We start from the raw sequence: 21,306 nt of genomic DNA, 5'->3' as shown, positions 1-21,306 counted from the left end.
AAGTTGCGTTTTTTCCTCGAATCGCCAACGGCCCCGTTCAATTCAAAACGTTTGGGTTGATGTTGGCCGTTGGCCAACCAATTTGCCTTCGTTCTCGATCCCTGGGGCGATGCCCCAGGCTACGATGACGAAGGCCGTTGGCCAACAAAACCGAAGGCAAAAGCGCAACTCTAAAACTTGCGCCGCGGGCTAGCTAATCGACGCGTCACGCTCACGTCCAATACCGTCGGCAAAACCGCCCTACAGCAGCGATTCGCCGCGAGCGTAGCGGCCGAGGGTTTGCTGATACTTCTTCTTGCCCTCTTCCACGCTTTGACGAATCGCTTTGGTGCTCTCCTCGCTTTCTTTGCGAAGTTCAGCGATCATCTGCAGCGATTCGATTTGGAAACCGCTGATCGCATCGACCAGCTTTTGCACGGATTCGGGATCGATCGTGCTTCCGTAGCCCGCTTTCAATGCAGCACGTTCCAATTCCCGACCAAGACCAGCGATGTCTTCCAAGCCCTTGTTCACGCCGTCCTTCATGGCCTCGGTGGCCTGGGTGACTTCGTGCAAACCATGTTGGCTGGTGTAGACCGTGCCCAGGATCGTGAAGACGTGTTCGTTTGTGGTGAAGAACGTCACCGCTCGGCGGAACACTCGTTCTTTCACGTCGTGGGTTTGCTTCAGTTTGGTGATTAGCGTTTCGCCGACGTCGTAACCAATTTCGAGGTTTTCCGCGATGTCCTTGAGCAACTGATACGTCTTGTCTTCTTCCTCGAATTTGTGGCGAGCTTCGTCGCGTCGCAGTTCGAGTTGGCTTTTGCCCCCTTGGTCTTCTCCGGCGTAGTTGTCGAGAGCTTCTTGCGCGGTTGCCAATCCATCTTTGGCCGATTCCAAAATCGGAGCGTGGGTGTCCAGTAATTCGCGGGCGAGCACTTCAGCTTCTTTGAGCGCAAATCGGAAATCGATGTACGCGTCCATGATTTGTTCTTCGACCTGCAACGCGTCTTTCGTGTCTTTCGCGACATCGCCGTAGACTTCCGCGATTTTTTCGAAGCGATCACTGGGGGTTCCGCGGCGGAGTTTCATCCACCAGTTGGAAACCTTTTCGGTGCCGCTGATCTTGCCATCGTCCAATTGGGCAATCAGACGTTTGCTGTCCTCGCGAACCGAGTCGAACATCTGCGTGATGTCCATGTAGCGGTTTCCGATCTGAACCGATTCGATGTTGTCACGCACGAGAGCGTTGAACGAGCTCATGTGTTTGATCACGTCGGCGATCGCGAGCACTTTGGCTTCGTCCAGGTGCCGAACACCCTCGAGCAGGCTGATCAATTCTTGCGGAGCGGTGTTCTCGGAGGTCCCAAATTTCTTCAGCGTTTCAAGGGCACTGTCGAGGTACTGTCTCATCGACTGAGTGTCACGCTGCGTCGCCGGAGCGGCCGGCGTTGTTTGTTGGGCGGACTCTGCCGGAGCAGAGGCTTTGGCTTGCTGGCTCATGACCAAGAACTCGTGCGTAAAATTAGTAACGTGAAAAGAAAACTCTCTCGCCGGTAATCAATCCATTTCGGGATGGATTGCCAAACGATTGTACCACTGCCTTGATCGGCGAATTTAGCTTCCAATCAGGGCGCATCAAATTGATCTCAACGTTGAGAAGCCACATCAAAACCAATTCAGTTCGCGGTCCCCAGTACGGACCATTGACGAACGTCGTTTCGCGGACATCGATTGTTAGATTACGTTGCTCTGCAGCGAGGGGCAATCATACGAAACCTGAACAGACCACTCCCGCGATGACGTAAGTGGGCGATACAATTCGGTTTGTGCCTATCGCAGCTTCTCGATCGTGGCCTTCGAAAACGGCGCCCCGAAGTTGGCGGTGAGAGGCCTTCTTCATACAACGTCACCAACTCATCACATTTCGTACCGTCATGGCCAACGCTCAAGCACAAGCGACCGCACCGTCGACCATGGAGCAGTTGCGTGAACGTCGCGCGGCGACCAAGTTGCCTGGCGAAGACTTGACGATCGCAGAAACATTGCGGGTCATGGACGTGGCTCGGGAATTGCGAGACCGGCGTTCGACAGCGGAAGAAATGTTTCGTTCCGACGACGTCCGGATCCAATTGCGTGAAAAGTTGATGCGAACCGCCGCGATGTCCGGCGACCACGTCAGCGAGGCGGAAATTGACGCGGCAATTGATCAATACCTTTCCAATCTTTACACCTACGAAGAACCCAAGCCGGGATTCAAAAAGTTCGCTGCGTATTGTTGGATTTGGCGGACTCGAATCGCTATGGCAGCAACGGCCGCCGCCGCAGCGGGCGCCTGGTACTTTTTCTCGTAGGCCAATTTCACCGATGGCAACTCTGTGTTGCCGCTTCGCATCCTTCGCACACGTTCCTTTCGCCCCCTCGTCTCGCCATGCCGCTGACCGGACCCACCGTCCATCAACAACTGCTGACGGCCTACAACCAAGCCGCCGCGAAGCTGGAACAACTCCGTTCTCAGTTGGGTGATTTTCAGTCGACTCAGGACTCTCTGCAAAACCAACGCGACGAGACCCTCCGTAGTTTGGCTCAGCACTACTTGCCTGAGTTGACGACCGAGGCGATCCAGGAAACATGGTCGGAAGTGCGAGCGTCCATGACCGAGATATTGCTTCGGAAGCAGGACCATGCGAGGCGATTGCACGAGGATCTCGAGGCCGACACGCATGGACGGCAAACGCAAGAGACCTCGCTGGCGCAGTTGAATGAATCGATCGAAGTGGCGGAAGCGAAGCAAGAAGAATTGATCGCGGCCGTGGAGCAAACGCTCCGTGACAACCCCAGCTTTGTCGCTCTGTCGGATCGCGCCGCGATGGCCGAAGCGGCACTCGAACGTGCCGAAGCGAACTTGGACGAGGTCGACCAGGACGCTGCTCGAAAGTTGCCCGCTTACGAAGAGTGCAACTTGTTCAGCTACTTACGAGATCGGAAATTCGGGACGTCCGAGTACACCCACCGCGGATTCACGCGGCGGATGGACCGCTTCGTTGCCAAGCTGGCGAACTACAACGAGTCCAAGCGAAACTACGATTACCTGACGACCACTCCTGAGACGATGCGAACGATCATTGCAGAAGATCGCGAGGCACTTGAGATCGTGATGGAGGAACTGGACCAGCATCGCGACAACGCCGCTGAGCAGCACGGGTTGGATCAACACCTTCGCGAAGTTCGCGCCCTTCACCGGCAACGGGATGCCACGCTGAAGAACCTCGATGAATGGACGCAGCGTTGTGAACAAACGCAAGCCAAGTTGACCGAGCTCGAGACACCGCAATGTTCGTACTGCCAAGAAGCGATCGAGCTGTTCCGTGACATGCTTGCTCGGACTGACACGCATGAACTTCGTCAGCACGCCCGGCGGACGCCTGAGATCACCGACGACCAAATCGTCGCGTCGCTGCGTGGGATCGAAACACGCATGGACCAAACCGAGTTGTCGAGCAATCGGCACCAAGACGAAATGATGGATCAGCAACAGATCCACCAAGCGATTGGCCGGCTGGTGCAGCGTTTTCGTGCTTCGGGTTACGAGCAGGCTCGTTGTCAGTTTTCGGACATTCTGGATGTGCTGACGCCTCTGGATCGAGCTCGCACGGCGCACGATGTGGATGACCTGTGGAATTCGATTCGGCGGATGCAGAGTTGGGGGCCAACCGCGATGGATCGGGTCACAAACGTCGCGACGCACCCGATGACGCAGGTGTTGGTCAACGCGATGGCGCACGCCGCGGCGGGAGCCATGAGTGAACACGCTCGCCGAGCCGGTCGCCGGACTCGTCGCCGCCGCTAGAGGTCTGCTCACAACGCCGGCCAGGCATGGATTGCCGTCACTCGCCGCATCATTTGGGTACCGTTATGAAATCGTTTCTTGACGAACAGATTCATCTTTCGTGAACGCTGCCCCAGCCAACTTTTTATTGATCATCGTCGATGTCTTGATTCAGGAGTCGCTTCGTGCGTTCTGCGGCAGCATCCAACAACGAATCGGTTTTCTCGGTCGCTGTTTTTGAAAGCCTATCGGCGTCCATTTTTTTGATGGTCTCCATTGCCTTGTCGGCGCTTGTGCTGAGGACGGGCTGAACCTCATCCGCGAAGGATTGGAATCGAGCTTCCATGCGTTCCGCCGTTTGAATGCCGCGTTCTGCTTTGGGCAGCAGCCCAAAGAGCAAGGTGGAAGTCGCCAACACCATCACGATTAAGTTCGCAGCGAGCAATCGAATAACCCAAGTCAGTTTGGCTGATGTTTCAGCGTCCGTCATGATGATGCTTCTTCGAAAGGAGGCAAATTCGCGACTGAGAGCAGACGCGAACGAACGGTGACTTGAAGCCGTTCAACACCAAGTGTCCAACGTTTCTCGGTGGACACGTTTGGTTGCAACGAAAGCCATTGCGATCGAGATGTCTCGCATTGCTGCTCGTTGCGGAATCGGCAAAAGCAAACTCGATCGAAGCGACTTCAAAGTCTTAGCGGATACCATTTTCGCGTGGGCGACAATGCGGAATCAACCCGGGGAGGCAGCGATGTTCATCAAACCGTGACAAGGACGCTCATTGCTGCTGTTGTTGCTGCATTGGCTGGTTGGTGTCGAACGATGGTGAATTGGCCAGCAGGTCATCGGCCCATTGCATGGGGAGTTGGTTCAATGCGTCTCTCAATGTTGTCGACCACCAAGCCGTTGTGGTGGCCAAGTCGGCTTCCGAATACCGCCGGAACGTTGGGGCGGTGGATTGGTTCGATAGGACCGCAACATCGATGGGGTAGTCGACGTCTGTGACGCTGGTGCGTGTGGCGTCAAATGCCAGCAGTGCCAGCCCGACTGCGGAGCGTAGCGGAGTCTCGTAGGTCAGCAGTCGGTCCAAAATTGGTTTGCCGTAGTACGTCCTACCAATCACGAAGTACGGTGCGTCCTCGGCCGCTTCGATCCAATTTCCTTCCGGATAAACGTAGAACAATTGCGGTGAGAGATCCCCAAACAGTCGCCCGCCAATGATCGCATGCGAGTTGAATTTGTGGTTGGTCGACTGGAGAGCCGCACCGTCTTCGTCCTTCACGCGACGAATTTGTTCGCCGAATCGATTGACGATTTGATAGAGACGATTCACGTCGGACGAATCATTGCGAAGTGACTCGTCCAAGTACGTGATCGCCTTGTCGCGAACCGAGCGTAGACCGCTCGTCATGGTGAAGAGACTTTGGCCGTTGTGTTGGAACTCGGCGAGTTTCTGTTTGTTGGACTGTTCGCTTCCGCGAACGATTCTGGTGTCCGCCAAAGCCACAATCCCCTCGCGGACTTTGATGCCGATGCAAAATGTCATGCGCTGCTGACCGCCGTTTCAACGTTGGAAGGATCGAGCAGTTCATCATTGGGCTGCTGCTGATTCGCCCAGACCTCCATATCGACATTCGTTGCGCTGCCGCGAATGGTGCTGAACGCCACGTCGGCTGCATCGCGGCCGGTGCTGATCCGAACAAAGCCGCCAACCGGAGCCAAACGGGTTGCGTCGAACAAGAACCAGCGACCGTCCAGGTAAGCTTCGAAGAAGCCGTGGAAGTCAGGCGGGTTTAAGTTGACGGCGTAACCAGAAACATATCGGGCAGGAACTCCCATCGATCGGCACAGGCTGATCGCGACGTGAGAGAAGTCACGGCATACGCCCTGTTTCAACTTCAGTACATCGCGAGCGGTTGTCGTCGGGCCGGTGCTGCCGGGTGTGTATGCCAGTTCGTTGTAGGTCCAATTGCAGATGGCCGTCACGCGAGAGTATCCCGGCAACAAATGTCCGAATTGCTCCATCGCGAAATCGAGCAGCTCGTCCGATTCGCAGTAGCGGCTTGGGTTGAGGTAGGTCAGCACGTCCGCTGGCAATTGTTCGTATGGAGTTTCGCCGACCTCCGTCGCTTCGACTTGTTCCGCGTTCAGGTTGACCGTTGCGTCGTAGCGGACTTCCAGGTTCCCCGGTGGCACAGAGAGGCGAACGAGACGATTCCCCAAGGGGCTGACGACGCATTCCTGGATCTCGTGAAAAGGCTCGACAGTGAGTGCCTCGTCCACGATTGGCTGGTGTTCGTTTTGTGCAACCGAAATGTTGAACAGAAAGGTGGTGGGCGATTTGACTTGGTAGACAATCCGGCTACCGACTTTGATTTGACTCATAATGCGGTCAGGTCTCTTGTAAAGTGTGTGGTTTCATCGACCCATTGGCCGCGGCGTGAATTGCCGGGGACGGATTTCAGCAGATCGCTCGCGAGTATACGGCGAGAAAGCGACATTTCGTTGATCCGGGGTCGGTATGGGCGACGTAGAGCAAAGTGTGTGCCGGTTCGAGCACGCGTCCTTCATTTTGGGATCTTGTCAACCTAGGAATCGACATAGTCGCCCACGGTGATTTCGCGAAGATGCTCGGCAATGAGGTCCAACGCCAAGTCGTCGAGCTTTTTGAACCGGATGCATGATTTTCCCGTGTTCAGCTTTTTGCCGGTGGCTTTCCAAAGAGGCTTGGAAGGCGGTCAGCGAATCGGCGTCGCTGTAGAGGGACATCGCGTACAGCGAGCAATAGTTTTTGACTGTCGTTGCTTCGCTTTTCATCGCGTTTCCTTGTGGAGTGACTGAGTGAATGTTCATCGGTGTCACAAAGTCCGTGGCCGCCTCCGTCGTTCTCACCATGGTATGGGTGGCCCCGTAGCATCTCGCCAGCCGGTAGTCTGGGGAGTCGACGCAGCCGGCTTCGATTGGATCGCTTTCAGGTGTTTTGCATTGTCGTTGTTCACGTTCACCGAACTTTAGCGGGGCTGCCATCCTCGGAACGGTAAGGCGGTCCAATCGGCTGTTTCGGGGGACGTTGCGAAACTAAACTTCGCAGTGCAACCGATGCCCCACTTGTACGAGCCGGATCCGTCAACCGTGGGTCCTCAACTGGAATGAAATTCGATGAACGAACACCCGATTGTCACGATGCCGAGACTTCGCGAGCGATTCTTGTCTTTGGCTGGAAGCATCGTCTGTCTGATTTTGGCGGCCGATTCAATCGCGGCAGAGCAGTGCACTCGCGTGGCGGTGTATCAGGGCGACGGAGCTGGCGGTAGTTCGACCAAGCTGATTCGTGCGTTCGGCGAAGACTCGGTTGATAAGTTCGAGATCGAACGAATCACCGCGGATGAGATCGTTGTCGGGGAGTTGGCCGAGTTTGACGTGCTGGTCCATCCAGGAGGAAGCGGTGGCAAGCAAGGCCGTGCTCTTGGCGAAGAGGGCCGCGCCGCCGTGCGTGACTTTGTTCAGCAAGGAGGCGGATATCTCGGCGTCTGCGCGGGGGCCTACTTGGCCACGAACGATTACTCTTGGTCGCTCAACTTGATTGACGCGAAAGTGGTTGATCGCAAGCACTGGGCTCGGGGGAATGGAAAAGTCGAGCTCGAGCTATCCGAAGAAGCGGTTTCCTTCTTTGGTCTGGAGGAAGCCGAGGCTGAAATCTATTACGCACAAGGGCCATTGTTGGGCCGGCGTGAATGGGATGACCCGGAAGTGCCTGACTACGAGAGCCTCGCGATCTATTCTTCTGGGATAGCGAAGAAGGGGGCTCCCGAGGGCGTGATGGAAGGAACCTCGGCCGCCGTTCGGTGTGACTATGGCGACGGCCGTGTGTTTTGCTTTGGTCCGCACCCTGAATTGACCGATGGGTTAGAGCACTGGATTCCAACCGTTGTCGATTGGTTGGCGGATAAGTGATGAACTTCGAGTGGCGCATGAAAAAGCCACGCTGGGATGACGAGCATCCGAGCGTGGCCGATGTTTTCAGTCGCAAGAGCGGCGCGGTTTGAACGATCAGCGTGAGCCGCGATTTTCGCCGGCGACACGTGGGATCTCTTTCGATGCCACGAAGAAGTTGTCGATCTCTGCGGTTTGCTTGAGTTCGTCGTACTTCAGGCCCATAGCCACGTTCATCTTCTTTTCGATCAACACGCTTTGCAGTTCTTCTTGAACGGCATTGAAGTCGGAAACAACCGGTTCGGTGAATCCTTGGCAACGCAGGATGATGTACTTGTCACCCGTCGCGATGATGCCACTGAGGTCACCGGGTTTCATTTGAAAGACTTCCTTCTCAACCGAAGGCTGGCCACCGTGTTGGCGGATCGGTGGGACCTTGCCGAAGTTGCTGGAGGAAACCGGTTCGATGCTGTATTGGTTGGCCAGTTGGCCAAAGAATTGATCGGTCGGGTTGTCACGAGCCATTTCCCAAACCTTTTGGGCACTGCGTTGGTCGGACAGGACGCAAGCCAAGACTTCGGCACGAGGACCGTAGTGTGACTCGAAACCTTGTTGCAGGTCTTGTTGGGTCAGAGTCGTTTCGTCTTCCACCAATTTCTTGAGGGCCACGCTGGGCCACACGACGTCTTCGATGTAGACCTCGCGAGTTCCCGGGCCGCCTTCCAAGACGGCGTCGAACCAAGCTTGCACGTCAGCGGATCCGTTCACGGTCATGTAGCCAAAGCTGATGGCGGCACGTTCGATTTCAGCTTTCAAGTCATCGTCGGTAATCTTTTTGCCTGACTTCGAAAGGGCCTGTGCCAGGAGCTTGCGGTTGATCTCGCCCTCCAAGACGCTTTCGCCGTGACGCTTGATACATTCGGCAGCGACGTTTGCGATTGAAACTTGTTGTCCGTTGATGATTGCAGCAACGCCCGGGTACTTCGCCGAGGCTTGCGAGTCACCCAAGACCTTGACGACTTGGGCTTGCTTTTGAAGCTGAGCGAACAGTTGGCTCGCAGCCGTTTTCATCTTTTCGTCACGGATTCGATCGTTGATTTGTTCTTTGATCGCCGGCAATGCTTGTGGCGACGGCTGGCTGGCGGGCATCCGACGAACGGCTTGCAGGAACATCCATTGGTCACCCACTGGCAACACATCCGACACTTGATCTTCTTTCAGTGCGAAAGCAGCTTCTTCGATGACTTCGTCACCCATGTAACGACGAATCGGTGGGATCAACCCGCCGACGCTCGCACTGGTTGGGTCTTCGCTGAACTCTTTCGCGAGACGAGCAAAGCTGCTTGGTTCCGCGGCGGCTTGGGCGTGCAGTTGGACCGCTTGTGATTTGTCTTGAACCATCACCATGCGGCATTTGATGGCTTCGCCGTATTGCGAAACGAATGCACGGTTGAATTCTTCTTGAGAAACAACGACTTCGTCGGCGACCAGTTTTCGCAACGCCAACATGGGCCAAATGATTTCACGGCTGTATTGGTCAGGCGTGATGTCGCGTTCTTCTTGGAGAAGTTGCAGGTAGCTCTCAACGTTCAGTCCAAACTTCTTGGCAACGCGGAGGATTTCGGTACGAACTTCTTCGGTCGTGACACCCAGGCCACGGCGTTTGCACTCCTGCATGATCAAGTGACGATTGATCAAGTTGTCCAGCACGTCGGTTCCGTAGCGATCGACGCTGGCGGAGGCCAATGTGTCACGCGAAATCGGGTCAGCGTTGACCACGGCGACAACTGAGTTTTCAGCCGCATCGACACGCGGTGCCGAAACGCCGCTCAGGATCGCCACGAAAGCTGCGGTGAGTAGGAGAAGTCGACGAATGAGCTTTTGTGGGGACGTTGCGTGCAACGCCAGATTGGATTGAGTCGTCATCTTCGGACATTCCTTTATCCGGGTGATTTTGGTCCTGAAGCCGCGACTTTAGGAAAATCAGTTTTTTGCCTCAAGTTCAATCAAACGACGGTTTGTCACAAAACAGTGTCAAAATGATCGTTGGTGATGGGGGATTGGGGTGTTCACGCGAGCCAGCGAAGCTCAGACGTCCGCTTCGTCGTTTTCGAAGTAGCAAATGCGAGCGTGGTTGGGCAGCAACCCATCGGTCAACGGTTCTCCAAACGCTTCCATTGAATCAGCAAGCAATCGCCACGCGTCGGAGGATGCACCCTCCGGCGTGGCCGGCAACGGATCAACGGGCGGTGCTTCGTCTTGGGGTTCTGATTCGCTGAGTGGTGACAGGCGGACCATGACCTGCAAGGCCTCGCGTCCAGATCGATAGCTGAGCGAGTACAGGTTGGCCTCGCAATTGACGTCAACGCTGAAGTTGTCCGGCGAGAGTAGGCCGGTGTTGACGAATTGTTTGCGGATCGAAATCAGGGTCTTGTACCAGTTCCGCATCGTTTCACTGCCTGATTCAACACTGCCGATCACGGATGATCGCATCGCTTCCTCGTCCGTCGGAAGCACGCCGTTGCTCCAGTCGTGTTGCGGGTACTCGCGTTTGCGTCCTCGGACGACGGCTCGTTGCAATCGTGGGTCACCAAAGTCGACGAAGAACTGGAATGGGTTGGGCGACGCGAATTCTTCTCCCATGAACAACATCGGAATGGAGGGCAGCAGCATCGCCAGCGTTACCGCCGCGGCTTGAGTCTCCGGCGAAGTCAGTTGGTGCAACCGCATGCCGGTAGGATGGTTGCCGATGAAGTCGTGGTTCTGGATACAGATGATCGACGATCGCGTGTCGATGCGGCGCAGCATTCCGTCGGTGTCCAGCGTCGGTTCCGATTCGCGACCTCGGTCGCCACGAACGTCGCCCGCGAAAACGAAACCGCGACGAAGTGTTTGCTCCAGGTCGCTGCCGGGCGAATAAATTCTTTGCGTCAGTTGTTCATCAGGTCGAACCGTCGCGAACATACTGTGCACGAAGTCATCGCTCCATTGAGCATCGAATCCCGTGCCACCCTCGCTGAGTGGTTTGACCATCGCGGCGTCGTAGACATTGGTTTCCGCGATCAGCCACACGCGGCGGCCGGCCTCGTCGGACCACTTGCGGATTTCTTCCCCCATTTGCGTCGTGATGTGTTCGGCTGAGTCGTCTTTCATGCAGTGGATCGCGTCGACTCGCAAGCCATCCAGGTTGTACTCGTTGAGCCACATGATTGCGTTGTCGATTACAAAACGGCGAACGATGTCACCTCGTTTGGGATCGTCAAAGTTCGGCGCCGCGCCCCAGACGGTCGTGTGCTTTCTCGATGTGTAAGGTCCGAACTCAGACCAGTAGTTGCCCTCGGGACCGAAGTGGTTGTAGACCACGTCAACCATCACCAACAATCCACGGGTGTGAGCCGCATCGATGAACTGGCGAAATTCATCGGGCGTTCCGAACGCCGTCATCGGTGCGTACCAGTGCGTTCCGTCGTAGCCCCAATTCCAGCGTCCGGCACACGCAGCGATCGGCATCAATTCAATCGCGGTGATTCCAAGGTCGACCAATTCATCGAGTCGCTCGATCGCGGACAGGTAGGTCCCCTGTTCGGTGAACGTTCCCATGTGCATCTCGTAGATGATCAGGTCGTCCAGTTCTTTCGCAGCCGTCGTTGCGGTCGATTGAAATGAAAACTGTGTGTCGACGATCGCAGATGGACCGTGCACGCTTTCGGGTTGATAGCGTGAGGCCGGATCAGGAAGAGCATGCAGCAACATGTCGACATTAAGTTCCGCATCCACATCAACAAATGAACCGGTAGCTTCATCTCGAACGAATCGATATTGATACCGGGTGCCATCGACCACGCCGTCCACGATGCAGTGGTGAAAGCCTCGGTCTTGACGCTGCATGCGAATGAGTCGATCAGGAAGAATCTCCAGCACCACCTGTTTTTGTTTCGGAGCCCAAAGGGTGAACTCGGCGCGGTTGGAGGCTATCAGGCGTGCTCCCCATGGTATCGATTCCTCGAGCCCGATCGAATCTGTTTGCGTTGTATCCAGTTCGGCCGGTGATTCAAGCAGTCCAAACCAACGGGCTCCCTCGAGAACTCCGGAAGTGCTGGTGCCCTTCGCCAGACGCAATCGATCGGCCCAACCTGCGGTGTGATGTGCGTCGGCAACCTTGCGAGCGATTTTGCGATCCGCGTTGCCAACGACCACCGAGCGGTAACCGGCGATCAACGCCGCGGTGTCATTGCCCGAGTCGCCACAGAACACGATTTGTTCCGGCTGAAGATCGTGTTGTTCGCACCACCAATGCAACGCGAAAGCCTTGGAGGCTCCGTGCGGCAAGACATCGACCAACCCGTCGTTGTTGAATGGGTCGATGCTGCTGACGATGCTGCACGGCAGTTCGTGCAGTTTGAGGTAGGCCTCGACCGCCTCGTGGCAAGCTTCCAATTCATCGGCCGGAACGTAGTAGCTCCACTTGTGCCTTCCTTGTTTGAATGACTCCTGCAAGGTGAAGTCTTCGAGCTCGCCGATTGCTTGTCGATGTTTCTCGATATCAATTTCGCCGAGGACTTCGTCGAGAATTTGCTCGTAGGCTGATTCGCGAACGTATCCGCCTTCGCCATCCGCTTTGTAGATGCTGACACCGACATCGCACAAAATCCATTGAGGCTTTGGCAGGTCAAATTCGCCGATCGCATCACGTACGGAATCGAAGTGGCGACCGGTGACAAAGACGAGCGGCACATCGATTGCGTTGAGTTGCTCTCGAATTTGTTCCATCGAGGCTACGGCGGCATCGTCCCCTTCGAGCGGCAAGAACGTGCCGTCCAAATCCGTTGCCAAGACTTTGGGCGGCAATGCCGTGATCGAAACAATTCGCGAGGGCGTCGGGTTGGATGCGATCGTGGAATTCATCGTGTAAGATCAGCGTTGTCGCGTGAGGATGATGTTTGAAATTTCAATCAGTTCGCTTCTCAAGGATTACAACGCACGATGACCGATTCGTCGATTGCCCGCAGTCAAGTTCCTCAGGCAGGCGTCGCGGTCATTGTGGGCGAAGTGCTGTGGGATTGTTTCCCCGACCGTCAAGTGTTGGGTGGCGCGCCGCTGAATGTGGCTTGGAATTTGGCGGGCTTTGGACTGCAACCTTTGTTCGTCAGTGCCGTCGGTGACGACGATCTCGGCAAAGAGATCCTTCGCCGAATGCGTGAGTGGGGATTGTCCACTGATGCCGTCGCGGTCCTACCGGGAGTGCCCACCGGTACCGTTGCGGTGACGCTGGAAGACGGTGAACCGCAATACGAAATTGTTAGCGGTGTGGCATACGACCAGATTCCGGTGCCGAATCAATCTGTCTTGGAGTCGATCAAAAATCGAATTCGCAACGCCAGCGAACAAGGCTTCCCGTCGCTGCTCTACCACGGGACGCTCGCCTACCGAAGTCCTCACAATCGCAAAACGATTCACGAGCTGCGTGACTACTTTGCCGGCGACGATTCAACGAAATTGGATGTGTTCTTCGACATCAATGTTCGCAAGCCTCATTATGACGTGGCATGGCTGGACGATTTGATGCCCGGAGCGGGGCTGGTGAAGCTGAACGAAGACGAAATGAGCGATTTGGCCAGTCGTGAATTGGCCAGTGTGGACGATCGCCGAGCGGCGGCACACGAATTGCTTGCAAAGAGCGACAATCTCAAATGTCTTCTTGTAACGCTCGGCGCCGACGGTGCGGAGTGTTATTTGAGCGATTCCGCACAGGCAAACGACAGCGGTGATTCGAAACCGATCATCGTGGTTGCTCCGGAGCCAGATCCTCTGATCGATCCGGTCGGTGCTGGAGATGCGTTTGCATCAGTGGCGATCGCCGGGCATTTGAGAAAGCTGCCAGTGGAACCCACGCTGAAGTCAGCGGCGCTGTTTGCGTCGCGAGTCTGCGGTTTGCCGGGAGCCACCAGCGACGACAACGAGTTTTATCGGATTGATTTCACCGACGATCCGCATCGCGTTCCGGACGATTGAACGCAAACGCTGGACTCGGACCTTCTATCGACAGGAATACTATGAGCATGCCCGCCAGCGGGACACTTCGCGTCACTTTGCTTAGCTTGCACGGATTGATTCGTGCTCGAGATTGCGAACTGGGACGAGACGCGGACACGGGAGGACAGATCAAATACGTCCTCGAATTAGCGGAAGAACTTTCGCGTCGAGAGGAAGTGGAATCCGTCGAACTGGTCACGCGGCAGATCTTTGACGAGCGAGTCGGACCGGACTACGCCCAAGTCGAAGAGATCATCAATCCAAAAGCGAAAATCGTTCGTGTGCCCTTTGGGCCAAAACGGTATCTCCGGAAGGAAGGCTTGTGGCCTTATCTGGAGACCTTCATCGATCAAATGTTGGGGCATTACCGGCGGGTCGGATTGCCGGATCTGATCCACGGTCACTACGCCGATGCGGGCTACGCGGGCGCTCAATTGGCTCGCCTTCTACATGTGCCGTATGTCTTCACCGGGCACTCGCTCGGACGAGTGAAACGGCAGCGGATGGTGGCGGCATCGCAAGAATCCAAGGCTCCGAAAGCACCTCGCGATTTGGATAAAAAGTTCAAGTTCACGGTTCGCGAAGAGGCCGAAGAATTCGCGCTCGAGACCGCTTCGATGGTCATCACGAGCACCGGGCAAGAAGTCGAAGAGCAGTACTCAATCTACGATCACTATCAACCCGATCGCATGGAGGTCATCCCTCCGGGCGTCGACCTGCAGCAGTTCTATCCGGTCGATGAATCAGAACCGCTGCCGCGAATTCATGACCAGCTGACGCCCTTTTTGAAGGACTCCGAAAAGCCAATGGTCGTCGCGATGGCGCGGCCGGACGAACGGAAGAACATTGAGATGCTGGTTCGCGTGTTCGGCGAGAATCCCAAGTTTCGCGAAATGGCGAACTTGGTGCTCGTGCTGGGATCACGCGACGATTTGCGTGAGATGCCGTCCGGGCAACGCCGAGTCCTGACGAACGTTTTGCATTTGATCGATGTGTATGACTTGTACGGGCATGTCGCGTATCCGAAGTCGCATCGTCCGAGTGATGTGCCGGAGCTTTATCGTTTGACCGCCCGTCGAAAAGGGATTTTCGTCAATCCGGCGTTGACGGAACCCTTTGGGCTGACGTTGTTGGAGGCCGCGGCCAGCGGTGTTCCGATCGTTGCCACGAACGACGGCGGTCCGCGCGACATCATCGCGAATTGCCAAAACGGGTTGCTGGTCGATCCATTGTCGGCGGAAGAAATTGACCACGCGTTGATGCGTGGTTTGACGGAGCCCGAGCAATGGAAGACTTGGTCCGAAAACGGAATCGAAGGCTCGCGAACGCACTACAGTTGGGGCAACCACGTCGATCGCTACCTGCGAGACGTGACCGAAATCATCGAGGAGTCGGCGACTCCGGCGCTTGCTCAATCGATGGGCCGAACGACGCGTCGATTGCCCGAGTTCGATCGAATAATCATGACGGATCTCGACAACACTTTGACCGGCGACGAGGACGCTCTGGCGGACTTTGTTGATCTGCTGAACACGGCCGGACGAGATGTTGGATTTGGCATCGATACCGGGCGTTCGCTCGATGAAGCCATGTCGCTGATCACGAAACTCAATTTGCCGCGGCCTGATGTATTGTCGGCGGCTGTTGGTACTGAGTTGTACTACGGCCAGGACCTCACGCCTGACCTTTCATGGCGTAAACAGATCAAGCACCACTGGCAACCGAAGCTGGTTCACGACGTGCTTGATGAAGTGCCCGGTTTGTTTTTGCAAAAGGACAAGGATCAATCCGAATTTAAGATCAGCTACCGGATCGACCCGGAAGCATCGCCGTCCGTTGCACAAATTCGCAAAATGCTTCGTTCGGCCGGACTTCGTGTGAAAGTCGTGTTGTCGCTGGGATCGTTTTTAGACATCATCCCGCTCCGCGGCGGCAGCGAACTGTCGTTGCGACACCTCGCTTATCGCTGGGGGTTTGAACCCGAGCGTTTGCTGGTCGCGGGAGACTGCGGCAATGACGAAGGCATGCTGAAGGGTGGCACATTAGGCGTCGTCGTCGGGAACTACAGTCCCGAACTCGACAAGCTGCGTCGATTGCCACGGATTTACTTCGCTGAAGGGCACCACGCTCGTGGGATCATGGAAGGAATCGAGTATTACGATTTCCTCAACCACATCCGAATTCCGAACGATCGGATCGAGCACGAGCCCGGGAAGCACCGGACGAGCGAAACGGCGGGTGAGGAAACGAATGAACAACATGACGAACAATCCGCAGGCGACATGAATGACGACCGCAACCAACGTCAATCTTCTGAAACCGCCACTGCCTCCTGATCCAGCCCCCGCTCCAGCAAAGAACATGAACGCAATGCTCACCAACGCGCTGATGCACGCGGTTCGCAACGGCGTGAAGGATTCGCGGGCGCAGAGTGCGTTGAATCGTTTGCTGCCGAAATTGGAATCGTTTTGGGAAGTCGAAAACGTTTCCCAGCAAGAAGCCGACGAAATTCAGATGCGAATCGTCCAGCACTGGGACGACCTGTTTGGTTACCTGGTGCACCTGTACGGCGACCAATGGGATTTCTTTTACCACCTCGAACAAATCCTGCACACGATCATTCGCGGCTGGCGGATGCGCCCCGAGCCGTTGAAGCAGGACGACGAAAATCGCATCAACAATCCGGAGTGGTATCAATCTGAGAAGCTGGTCGGCGGAGCCCTCTACGTTGATTTGTTCAGCGAAAATCTCGGCGAGTTGCGAAAGCAGATCCCGTATTTTCAAGATCTCGGGCTGAGCTACCTTCACCTGATGCCGCTATTCGCGGTGCGACCAGGCAACAACGACGGCGGCTATGCGATCAGCAACTACCGCAGCGTGGATCCTCGAGTCGGAACGATCGACGATCTGCGGTTGTTGGCGGACGATCTGCGCGAGGCTGGAATTCTTTTGGTGCTCGACTTTGTATTCAATCACACCGCCGACGATCACTACTGGGCCCAACAAGCTCAGTCGGGAAATGAGGAATACCAAAAGTACTACTTCATCTTTCCTGATCGCGAAGTGCCGGATCAGTACGAGCGGACGCTTCGTGAAATCTTCCCGACCGTTCGCCGTGGGAACTTCACGTGGCACGATGGGATGCAGCAATGGGTCTGGACGACGTTCAATAGCTTCCAGTGGGATTTGAATTATCGAAACCCGGAAGTCTTCCGAGCGATGTTGTCGGAGATGTTGTTCATTGCCAACACGGGTGTCGATCTGTTGCGTCTGGATGCGGTCGCTTTCATTTGGAAACAAATGGGAACGAACTGCGAAAACCTTCCCGAAGCCCACACGTTGATTCGAGCATTCAACTCGTGCGTTCGAATCGCAGCACCCGGTTTGGTGTTCAAGAGCGAAGCGATTGTGCATCCCGATGATGTGGTGCGTTACATCAGTCACAAAGAATGCCAAACGTCGTACAACCCGACGCTGATGGCGTTGATGTGGGAGTCGCTGGCCACGCGAGACACCAAGTTGCTGCGAAGATCTTTGGCCCGACGCCATAAATTGCCGGAGCGAACGACGTGGGTGAACTACCTGCGTTGTCACGACGACATCGGTTGGACTTTCGATGACGCGGACGCTGCGGCGGTTGGAATCGAAGCTTTTGGGCATCGCCAATTCCTCAATGCGTTTTACACCGGTCAGTTCGAAGGCTCTTTCGCGCGAGGTGTGCCATTCCAGCACAACCCCGACAACGGCGACATGCGGATCAGCGGGACGCTCGCATCATTGGCGGGTTTGGAGCAAGCCATCGAGGCTGAAAGCGACGATTTGAAAGAACTGGCGATTCGCCGCATTCTGTTGCTCAACGCGATGATGCTCAGTGTCGGCGGGATTCCGTTGGTGTACTTGGGAGAAGAGTGGGGAGCACTGAACGACTACGATTTCGTCAAAGATCCCGCGAAAGCCGGCGACACCCGTTGGGTTCACCGTCCCAAAATGCAGTGGAAGTTCCTCGACGAACTTGGTGATGACGGTTCCATTCGCGGTCGCATTTATCGATCGATTCGCAAGCTGATCGCGATTCGAAAAATGACGCCAGCGTTTGGTGGTTTGGACATGGAGCTGTTGGTGCTCGAGTCGCCTCACCTGCTCGGCTACGTTCGTCAACACGAAGGCAACCGTGTCATCGTCGTCGCGAACTTTTGTGAGCACTCGCAAGAGATCGACAGCAACCGACTGCGGACGGCTGGCATGGGTCGCTTCTTCGAAGATCTCTACTCGGGGCAAACGATCACCACATCGCATCCGTTGACGTTGGGCCCGTACGAATTCATGTGGCTGCACCGCGTCTGATCAAATCGATTCAGCCAACTGGCTCAGTAGTCCTGGCCGGTGAGGCTTTCTAGCACCGATTGTTGCCAGGTCTGCAGTTGATCGGTCAGGCTTTGGGCGATCTCAGGCTGGTCGGCGAGCACGTTCTCGGTCTCAGTCGGATCTGTACGCATCTCAAAGAGTTGTTTGGAGCCATCCGCGGAGACAACTAGTTTGAAGCGATCGTCCAGGATCACGCGGTTGCCGCCGAAGTCTTGCGGCTCAATCTTCGGGTGATGGAAATTGACAAAGTTTCGCGTTGCATTGCCCCGCATCAATTTCACCAGCGGCGTGGTGCCTCGCTGGGCTTCCTCGGGCAGGTAAGGATCCCGCTGGGATTCTCGGCGGTGGTCGAAGCTCCAGAAACAAATCGGTTGATTGCGTTGTTTCATCTTGCCATCCAGCAGTGGAACCAGACTGATGCCATCGAGTGGTCGTTGCGGCACCGCGACGCCCGCGAGTTCACAGAGCGTTGGCAGGATGTCGGTTGTGACTGATGGAACCTGCGAAGTGGTCGGCTGGCGGATTTTGGCCGGCCATTCGATCAATCCTGGTACGCGGATTCCGCCGTCATACAGGTCCGATTTTTGGCCACGCAGTGGCGAAGTGACGATTCCATCACCGGATGTGCCGTTGTCGCCGCAGTACCACAACATGGTATTGTCACGAAGTTGATTCGCGGCCAACCACTGACGTAGGGTTCCAATTGAACGATCCATTGCAGTGATTTCTGCATAGCGTTCGCGGAGAACATCGCCGAGTGGTCGCCGGACTGGCAACCCGGTTTTGTTGGAGGTCAGGCGTGTCATTTGGTCGGAATATTGGCTGGGCAGTTCGTCGTACAGTGCCAAGTCTTTTGGCAAGCCGCTGTAGGGCTCATGCGGTGATCCATACCAGATCACGAGAAAGAATGGTTCGTCACTTGGGACCGTTTGAAGGTATTCAATCGCTCGATCAACCAGCAATTCGGAGCTCTCGCCCTGGAACTGCTGAGGTGCGCCACCGTTGTGCGACAGCCAAGGGTTGAGCTCGAAGAAGTTGTCGTGTGACAACCACTCGTCGAAGCCGAACGCTCCTGGGTTCGTCGGTGAGGAGGCTTTGACCGGTCCGAGGTGCCACTTGCCGAAGTGGGCGGTGTGGTAGCTCGCTTGTTTCAACAAGCTGGCAACACCGATCTCTTCGGGACGAATCGAATAGTTTGGCGTGAACGTTCCGTAGCGGTTTGGATGCCGTCCGGTGATGACGCTGCCTCTTGTTGGCGAGCACGTCGGATGGGCGGCATAAAAGCGATCCAGTCGCAGTCCGGTCGCCGCCATTTGGTCCAGGATCGGTGTCTGCAAGTGTGGATGGCCGTTGTATCCGGTCTCGTCCCATCCGTGATCGTCGCCCATCAGCAGAATGACGTTCGGTCGATCTGCTGCGGAAACGTTGCCACTCCAATTGCCGAGCACCATCGCGCTCACGATGGCAGCAAGCAACAAGAAGTGGATGACGATTGTCCGAGAGATCTGGAAGGAAGGCATCGATGGTGGCTCCGGGGCAAGACAGACGAAGGGAGGATACGAATGTAACCGTTTCCTCACGCGTATGCCCGCGTCGCTCTGCCACCTTCGGTCACACGATCAGCATCGCGTCGCCGTAGCTGAAGAAGCGGTATTCGTTCGCGATCGCTTCTTTGTATGCACGGCGAATCAAGTCGTGACCGGCGAACGCGCTGACCAAAACCAACAGCGAACTTTTGGGCAGGTGAAAGTTCGTCATCAATGCATCGACCACGCCAAACCGATAAGGCGGCTTGATGAAGATATCCGTCGCGCCAGTCCAGGTTTCCGCGACACCGCGGCCATTCGTTTCGTCTCGCTGAGCCACGCAGCTTTCCAGCACGCGAACGCTGGTTGTGCCCACGGCAACGCAGCGACCACCACCGCTCCGACGATCGTTGATTATTTCCACCGCGTCGTCTTCGATTCGGCCCCACTCTTCGTGCATTCGGTGCTGGTCGATGTCATCGACTTCGATCGGCCGGAAAGTGCCGATGCCGACATGCAACGTGACTTCGGCCATTGCAGTTTGCCCCTTCGCGATCTCACCCATCAGTTGTTTTGTGAAGTGCAGTCCGGCGGTTGGAGCCGCGACGCTTCCTGCATCTTCGGGTTTGCTGCTGGCGAAAACGGTTTGGTAATTTGTCACGTCCGCATCGACCATGTGTCCGTCGCGAATGTACGGCGGGATGGGAATGCGGCCGTAGCGATCCAGCCATTTGCCTGGTTCGATCGCCTGCGAAGGTCCTTCGAAGAAATCGTTCGGAACCGGTTGAACGAGCAAGTGGCCTTCGTCGTCGCGTCCGATCACCATCAGCTCGCCACCCGCTCTCGCGTCGCGGTCATCCAGCGTGATTGTTTCTCCGGTTTGCAGCGTGCCACGAGTCTTGGTCAGTAGCTCCCAGACGCCGGTCGCTCGATCGGACCGCAAGAACAGCCCCTGCCAGCGACCTCCCGTTTTGGTGCGTCTGCCAAACAATCGAGCCGGAACGACTCGCGAATTGTTCATCACCATCACATCTTCCGCTCGAAGCAATTCTGGAAGGTCCCGAACATGGTGATGTTCGATCTCACCCGATGCCCGATCGATCACCATCAGCCGAGCGTCGACTCGGTTTGGCAAAGGCTCCTGTGCGATCAGTTCGCGAGGCAGTTCGTAGTCGTAGAGATCCAGGGATGGCATGCGGAAAGACGCGTACGGACGGAGGAAAAGTGTCGGAAACAATCGATCGACCAGCATAGGGACGTTCGGCGATTGTCGCGAGCACAGCTTCCGGGAACACCTTCTAGGAACACCGCATCTTCCAGGAACGCTGCATCGGTTCGCGGCCTCCGTCCAGGTTGAGATGAAGGATTCACCCAGGATCGGGGTTCAGGCAATGCGGTGCCATCGCAGGCGGCATCCGCGACAGAGGAAGCTGATTTGCTAATTGTAAAAGGAATGGGGCATCCAGTTTTGTCCGCGGTGTACCGGTCAGCGTACCGGTCAGCTCGCCATGGCGGGCGACGAAAGTGATTGGCAAAGTGATCCGCAGTCGTCGAGAGTCTTTGCATCCTTCCGCGTCGTCTCGACGAATCGGCTTGGAATCGCCATAACAGTGGCCGTTGCGAAAACCGCTGAGTCATGG

The 21,306-nt window shown here is 56.0% G+C and carries 15 protein-coding genes; 6 read left to right on the top strand and 9 right to left on the bottom strand.

Annotated elements, in window-relative coordinates; genetic code table 11:
* Nucleotides 1-240: 240 nt before the first annotated feature.
* Nucleotides 241-1,482 (bottom strand): cell surface protein, encoded by a 1,242-nt coding sequence (locus CEE69_RS13955; RefSeq protein ID WP_099261233.1) that lies wholly within the window; start codon nucleotides 1,480-1,482, stop codon nucleotides 241-243.
* Nucleotides 1,483-1,916: 434 nt separating this feature from the next.
* Between CEE69_RS13955 and CEE69_RS13950 the strand changes: the two genes are divergently transcribed.
* Entirely contained in the window at nucleotides 1,917-2,333 is a 417-nt protein-coding gene (locus tag CEE69_RS13950; protein WP_099261232.1) for a DUF6384 family protein, read from the top strand.
* A 77-nt stretch (nucleotides 2,334-2,410) separates the two neighbouring features.
* Entirely contained in the window at nucleotides 2,411-3,829 is a 1,419-nt protein-coding gene (locus CEE69_RS13945; RefSeq protein ID WP_099261231.1) for a hypothetical protein, read from the top strand.
* 124 nt (nucleotides 3,830-3,953) lie between these two features.
* Here the strand turns inward: CEE69_RS13945 and CEE69_RS33185 are convergent, their stop codons facing one another.
* From CEE69_RS33185 to CEE69_RS33180, 4 genes are all read right to left on the bottom strand, one after another.
* The gene (locus CEE69_RS33185) at nucleotides 3,954-4,298 is read right to left on the bottom strand and encodes a hypothetical protein (protein ID WP_233215210.1); all 345 of its coding nucleotides are present in this window, start codon (nucleotides 4,296-4,298) and stop codon (nucleotides 3,954-3,956) included.
* A gap of 289 nt (nucleotides 4,299-4,587) precedes the next feature.
* The gene (locus tag CEE69_RS13935; protein WP_099261230.1) at nucleotides 4,588-5,355 is read right to left on the bottom strand and encodes an Ntn hydrolase family protein; all 768 of its coding nucleotides are present in this window, start codon (nucleotides 5,353-5,355) and stop codon (nucleotides 4,588-4,590) included.
* On the bottom strand, nucleotides 5,352-6,194 hold the full coding sequence (locus CEE69_RS13930) for a transglutaminase-like domain-containing protein (protein ID WP_099261229.1): 843 nt from the start codon (nucleotides 6,192-6,194) through the stop codon (nucleotides 5,352-5,354). Before CEE69_RS13930 ends, CEE69_RS13935 begins: the two co-directional genes overlap by 4 nt.
* A 198-nt stretch (nucleotides 6,195-6,392) precedes the next feature.
* Nucleotides 6,393-6,836 carry a hypothetical protein gene (locus CEE69_RS33180; RefSeq protein WP_233215209.1) on the bottom strand — a complete coding sequence of 148 codons (444 nt, stop codon included), beginning with the start codon at nucleotides 6,834-6,836 and terminating at the stop codon, nucleotides 6,393-6,395.
* A 132-nt stretch (nucleotides 6,837-6,968) separates the two neighbouring features.
* Between CEE69_RS33180 and CEE69_RS13920 the strand changes: the two genes are divergently transcribed.
* On the top strand, nucleotides 6,969-7,763 hold the full coding sequence (locus CEE69_RS13920) for a BPL-N domain-containing protein (protein ID WP_099261228.1): 795 nt from the start codon (nucleotides 6,969-6,971) through the stop codon (nucleotides 7,761-7,763).
* 96 nt (nucleotides 7,764-7,859) lie between these two features.
* On the opposite strand, the gene CEE69_RS13915 is transcribed toward CEE69_RS13920, so the two are convergent.
* The gene (locus tag CEE69_RS13915; RefSeq protein ID WP_099261227.1) at nucleotides 7,860-9,668 is read right to left on the bottom strand and encodes a peptidylprolyl isomerase; all 1,809 of its coding nucleotides are present in this window, start codon (nucleotides 9,666-9,668) and stop codon (nucleotides 7,860-7,862) included.
* Nucleotides 9,669-9,830: 162 nt separating this feature from the next.
* A complete protein-coding gene (locus CEE69_RS13910; protein WP_099261226.1) occupies nucleotides 9,831-12,647 on the bottom strand; it encodes an HAD-IIB family hydrolase in 2,817 nt (938 codons plus the stop codon).
* 78 nt (nucleotides 12,648-12,725) lie between these two features.
* Between CEE69_RS13910 and CEE69_RS13905 the strand changes: the two genes are divergently transcribed.
* The 3 genes from CEE69_RS13905 to CEE69_RS13895 are packed head-to-tail and all read left to right on the top strand — an operon-like array spanning nucleotide 12,726 to nucleotide 18,119.
* Nucleotides 12,726-13,754: a carbohydrate kinase family protein gene (locus CEE69_RS13905; protein ID WP_099261225.1), complete on the top strand. Its 1,029-nt coding sequence runs from the start codon at nucleotides 12,726-12,728 to the stop codon at nucleotides 13,752-13,754.
* 41 nt (nucleotides 13,755-13,795) lie between these two features.
* The gene (locus CEE69_RS13900) at nucleotides 13,796-16,111 is read left to right on the top strand and encodes an HAD family hydrolase (protein WP_099261224.1); all 2,316 of its coding nucleotides are present in this window, start codon (nucleotides 13,796-13,798) and stop codon (nucleotides 16,109-16,111) included.
* Nucleotides 16,062-18,119, top strand: coding sequence for an alpha-amylase family glycosyl hydrolase (locus CEE69_RS13895; RefSeq protein WP_233215208.1), 2,058 nt, complete (start codon nucleotides 16,062-16,064; stop codon nucleotides 18,117-18,119). Before CEE69_RS13900 ends, CEE69_RS13895 begins: the two co-directional genes overlap by 50 nt.
* Before the next feature lie 23 nt (nucleotides 18,120-18,142).
* Here the strand turns inward: CEE69_RS13895 and CEE69_RS13890 are convergent, their stop codons facing one another.
* The gene (locus CEE69_RS13890) at nucleotides 18,143-19,660 is read right to left on the bottom strand and encodes a sulfatase family protein (protein WP_099261223.1); all 1,518 of its coding nucleotides are present in this window, start codon (nucleotides 19,658-19,660) and stop codon (nucleotides 18,143-18,145) included.
* Between the two features lie 91 nt (nucleotides 19,661-19,751).
* The gene (queA, locus tag CEE69_RS13885; RefSeq protein WP_099261222.1) at nucleotides 19,752-20,918 is read right to left on the bottom strand and encodes a tRNA preQ1(34) S-adenosylmethionine ribosyltransferase-isomerase QueA; all 1,167 of its coding nucleotides are present in this window, start codon (nucleotides 20,916-20,918) and stop codon (nucleotides 19,752-19,754) included.
* Nucleotides 20,919-21,306: the final 388 nt, after the last annotated feature.

It is taken from the genome of Rhodopirellula bahusiensis (assembly GCF_002727185.1).
Taxonomy (GTDB): domain Bacteria; phylum Planctomycetota; class Planctomycetia; order Pirellulales; family Pirellulaceae; genus Rhodopirellula; species Rhodopirellula bahusiensis.
Note: the sequence above shows the minus strand (reverse complement) of the source record. Positions and strands in the feature narration are given on the sequence as shown.